The organism is Pseudovibrio sp. Ad37, assembly GCF_001623075.1.
In the GTDB taxonomy this organism is placed as follows: domain Bacteria; phylum Pseudomonadota; class Alphaproteobacteria; order Rhizobiales; family Stappiaceae; genus Pseudovibrio.
In genome coordinates this window covers 1-4,669 of the sequence record NZ_LMCF01000195.1, presented here as the reverse complement: position 1 = coordinate 4,669, position 4,669 = coordinate 1, and the positions used below count along the sequence as shown (strand labels likewise).

Genomic DNA, 4,669 nt, shown 5'->3' with positions numbered 1-4,669 from the left:
GCGTTCTTCGTCAGTACGCCCACGTGGCAAACGCCGCTGTGTTGATCAATGTTGCCCCAGAACGCGGCAAACACACCGCTCAGAAACCTTGAACCGACTATGCACATGATCGATACAGGCCCACCTGTGTGAGGGGCTCAGAAGTTTCCCGAAGCGGCCTCCTTCAAGATCAGTTTATCCAGCGTCAGATCCGATACGGCGCGGCGCAGACGCTCATTCTCCCTCTGTAACCGTTTCAGTTCCTTAAGTTGCTCTGTGCCCATTCCACCGTACTTTTTCTTCCAGCGGTAATAGGTTTGTTCAGTAACACTGATCTGTCTGATTGCATCAATCCGGGCTATACCTTGCCCTATCAGAACTTCAACCTGCCGTAACTTCACGACAATCTCTTCTGGCTTAGGTCTCTTAATCGCCATCCTTGGCCCTCCGCTTTCCTAACTATAAGGGCGGACCACTTAAATGGGGGAGGCTCAGTTGGAGTTCTGCAACTGCTGGAAACATCTTGCATGCCAATGTCATTTGGTATACGACCGCATACAACAAACTTGGACCGGTTTACCAGAGATGGTTGTGACATAGAGTTCAGGATACACCAAACATAAATCGTCTAACACAAATGCGTCGGAATAATCATGAGCTTGTACACTGACTACTTGAATGAGATTGACACTCGAAAAGCCGAGGGTTTGAACCCCAAGCCGATTGAAGATGGCGCACTTGTGAATGAGATCATTTCGCAGATTAAAGATCTCAAAAACGAACACAGAGACGGTTCCCTTAAATTCTTTATCTACAACACCTTGCCAGGCACAACCAGCGCAGCTGGTGAAAAGGCGAAGTTTTTGAAAGAGATCATTCTTGGCGACTCTGTTGTTGAGGAAATTTCTCAGTCCTTCGCTTTTGAACTGCTGTCTCACATGAAGGGCGGCCCGTCTGTTGAGGTTCTTCTTGATCTGGCACTTGGCGATGATGCGTCTGTTGCGCAACAAGCTGCCGATGTCCTTAAAACCCAGGTGTTTCTGTATGAGGCAGACACCGAGCGTTTGAAGGCAGCTTTTACAGCAGGTAATGCGATTGCAAAAGATATTCTGGAAAGCTACGCGAAGGCTGAGTTCTTCACCAAGCTTCCTGAAGTAGAAGAAGAAATCAAGGTCGTTACCTATATTGCTGGTGAAGGCGATATCTCCACCGACTTGCTCTCTCCTGGTAATCAGGCGCACTCTCGCTCAGACCGTGAACTGCACGGCAAGTGCATGATCTCTGAAGAAGGTCAGGCGAAAATTCAGGAGCTGCAGAAAGCTCATCCTGATGCACGCGTGATGCTGATTGCTGAGAAGGGCACCATGGGTGTTGGTTCCTCCCGCATGTCCGGCGTAAACAACGTTGCGCTGTGGACCGGTAAGCAGGCAAGCCCATACGTTCCTTTCGTGAACATTGCTCCGATTGTTGCGGGCACCAACGGCATTTCTCCGATCTTCCTGACCACTGTTGGTGTAACCGGTGGCATCGGCCTTGACCTGAAAAACTGGGTCAAAAAGCAAGATGCCAATGGCAACACCGTTCTGGATGAAAATGGTGACCCAGTCCTTGAGCAGACCTACTCAGTTGAGACTGGCAAGGTGCTCACCATCAACTCCAAAACTAAGAAGCTTTATGATGATGATAAAGAGCTGGTTGATGTTTCTTCCGCTTTCACGCCTCAAAAAGTTGAGTTTATGAAAGCAGGCGGCTCCTACGCTGTTGTGTTTGGTAAAAAGCTGCAGACGTTTGCATCAGAGACACTCGGCGTTGACCTGAAGTCCGCTTTCGCAGTATCCAAAGAAATCTCTCACGAAGGTCAGGGCCTGACTGCCGTTGAGAAGATCTTCAACCGTAATGCAGTTGGCACTACTCCGGGCGCAACTCTGCACGCTGGTTCCGATGTTCGTGTGAAGGTGAACATTGTTGGTTCTCAGGACACCACTGGTCTGATGACCTCTCAGGAGCTGGAGTCCATGGCGGCAACCGTCATTTCTCCAACTGTTGATGGTGCTTACCAGTCTGGCTGTCACACCGCTTCTGTTTGGGATCTGAAGGCGCAGGCCAACATTCCTAAACTCATGAAGTTCATGAACAAGTTTGGTCTGATCACTGCACGCGATCCCAAAGGCATCTATCACGCCATGACAGACGTGATCCACAAGGTGCTGAATGACATCACCGTGGATGACTGGGACATCACCATTGGCGGCGACAGTCACACTCGTATGTCCAAAGGCGTGGCATTCGGTGCAGACTCCGGTACCGTTGCTCTTGCTCTGGCAACTGGTGAAGCCACCATGCCGATTCCAGAGTCAGTAAAAGTGACCTTCAAAGGCACTATGGCTGATCATATGGACTTCCGCGATGTCGTACATGCAACACAGGCGCAGATGCTCAAGCAGCATGGCGACAACGTGTTCCAGGGCCGCATCATCGAAGTGCACATCGGCACACTGCTGGCAGACCAGGCCTTCACATTCACTGACTGGACTGCAGAAATGAAGGCAAAAGCCTCCATCTGTATCTCCAACGATGAAACTCTGATCGGCTCTCTTGAGCTGGCCAAGAGCCGCATTCAGATCATGATCAACAAAGGCATGGACAATGATGCCAAGGTTCTGGCAGGTCTGATCGCGAAAGCGGATAAGCGTATTGCTGAGATCAAATCTGGCGAGAAATCTGCTTTGACCCCGGATGATAATGCGAAATACTTCGCTGAGGTTGTTGTCGATCTGGATCAGATTGATGAACCAATGATCGCTGATCCTGACGTGAACAATGATGACGTTTCCAAGCGTTACACCCACGACACCATCCGTCCTGTTTCCTACTACGGTGGCGACAAGAAGGTTGATCTGGGCTTTGTAGGCTCTTGCATGGTGCACAAAGGCGACATGAAGATTGTTGCTCAGATGCTCAAGAACCTTGAGAAAGAGGGCGGTAAGGTCGAGTTCAATGCTCCGCTTGTTGTTGCAGCTCCTACTTACAACATCATTGATGAGCTGAAGGCAGAAGGCGACTGGGAAATCTTGCAGAAGTACTCCGGTTTCGAATTCGATGATGCATTGCCAAAAGCAACAGCACGTACCGAATACGAAAACATTATGTACCTGGAGCGTCCTGGCTGTAACCTTTGCATGGGTAACCAGGAGAAGGCTGCTAAGGGGGATACCGTTTTGGCAACCTCTACACGCCTATTCCAGGGCCGTGTGGTAGAAGATTCCTCTGAGAAGAAGGGTGAATCCCTGTTGGCATCCACTCCGGTTGTTGTTCTCTCCGCCATCCTCGGCAGAACTCCAAACATGGATGAGTACAAGGCAGCAGTGGAAGGCATCGACCTCACCAAGTTCGCCCCACCACTCCAGAAGCCTGCTGCTGCGAAGTCAGTTCACTTCTAGGGTCTAATCGCAGGATTCCGGTCTTAGACTTATCAGCTGGCAAACAGCACTAAACTCCATTAGAATGGACGGTATGTAACAACACCGTCCATTGCTCGGGTTTGTGCGATATATTGAAATAAAACTAAAACCCATATATCTACTTACCGCTTATTTTTCTTCGGTCGAAAGGCAACATTGAAGACCTTGCTGACAAACTTGAAGTGTTGATTGATGATGCGAAGTTACGAGATCGCTTAGGTGAAGCTGGACGTAAATGGGTTTTTGAAAATCGGACTTGGGATAAAGTCGCGAGAGATGCAGCAAAAAAAATAAACGAATTATGCTAATGAGACTATAGTATAAATATACATTTAGTTATTCTTAGAGTGTAATATTAACACTGATTTAATACCGCTTAAATTTCAAGATCTCATCTTAAGATTTAAGCGGTATTAAAAATGTGTTAAGCTGAAAAATAACTTAACACTCCAGAACAGCCCCATTTGAGTGGTCCAGATTGAAAGTTAGTGCATCACTGGCCTTTGGTCTATCGGTACGATAGCCCCTGTCGCAGGTGGGCGGTAGCCCAGAGCACTGTGGGGTTGTTTGGTGTTGTAGTGGTTCTTCCATCTCTCGATGATTATTTGGGCTTCGCGCAGTGAGTAGAAGATTTCACCATTCAGCAATTCATCCCGCATTCTCCCGTTGAAGCTTTCACAGTATCCGTTCTCCCAGGGCGATCCGGGCTCAATGTAAGCCGTCTTAGCCCCGACAGCCTTGATCCAGTTTCTGACGGCCTCGGCGATGAATTCGGGGCCATTGTCCGACCTGATATAGGCGGGCACATCGCGCACGATGAACAGGTCTGTCAAAGCGTCAATGACCTCGGTTGAGTTCAACTTTCGCTTTACTCGGATAGCCAAACATTCCCGGCTGTGCTCATCTAGGATGTTGAGTGTTCTGAAGGCCCTGCCGTCGTCGGTTAGAGCTGGCTCGGGAAATTTGGACAGGTTGTGAAAGTGGATTTAGCTCCTGAAACTGGCATGATGCCAAGAACAGGAGACCATCATGAGCAGACGTCCTCGCCGGAACTGTCAATGCAGGGTCAAATTTCCCCAGTTTGAGGTTTGGTGACCAGCCTTTTTTTAGGTCTAGTTCTCCTTTTTAGGTGGTCTTCCGCGACGTTTGGGTGGTGGTGGAGGAGTTATTGATGCGTTGGCTCTTATATGCTCTGGAATAAGGTCGGTGTGACCGCGCAAGCGGTAGCT

Annotated in this window: 2 protein-coding genes and 2 pseudogenes; 2 read left to right on the top strand and 2 right to left on the bottom strand. The window is 49.1% G+C overall.

Annotated features, from left to right (window positions below):
- Positions 1-48 precede the first annotated feature (48 nt).
- Positions 49-416, bottom strand: a pseudogene (locus PsAD37_RS21100) (transposase); the annotation flags it as partial.
- A 216-nt stretch (positions 417-632) separates the two neighbouring features.
- Here PsAD37_RS21100 and PsAD37_RS21095 point away from each other — a divergent pair.
- Together PsAD37_RS21095 and PsAD37_RS29640 are read left to right on the top strand one after the other, a co-directional pair.
- The gene (locus tag PsAD37_RS21095; RefSeq protein WP_063297814.1) at positions 633-3,419 is read left to right on the top strand and encodes a bifunctional aconitate hydratase 2/2-methylisocitrate dehydratase; all 2,787 of its coding nucleotides are present in this window, start codon (positions 633-635) and stop codon (positions 3,417-3,419) included.
- A 137-nt stretch (positions 3,420-3,556) separates the two neighbouring features.
- A complete protein-coding gene (locus PsAD37_RS29640) occupies positions 3,557-3,748 on the top strand; it encodes a glycosyltransferase (protein WP_153039832.1) in 192 nt (63 codons plus the stop codon).
- A gap of 177 nt (positions 3,749-3,925) precedes the next feature.
- Here the strand turns inward: PsAD37_RS29640 and PsAD37_RS21090 are convergent.
- Positions 3,926-4,384: pseudogene (locus PsAD37_RS21090) on the bottom strand (integrase core domain-containing protein); the annotation flags it as partial.
- Positions 4,385-4,669 lie beyond the last annotated feature (285 nt).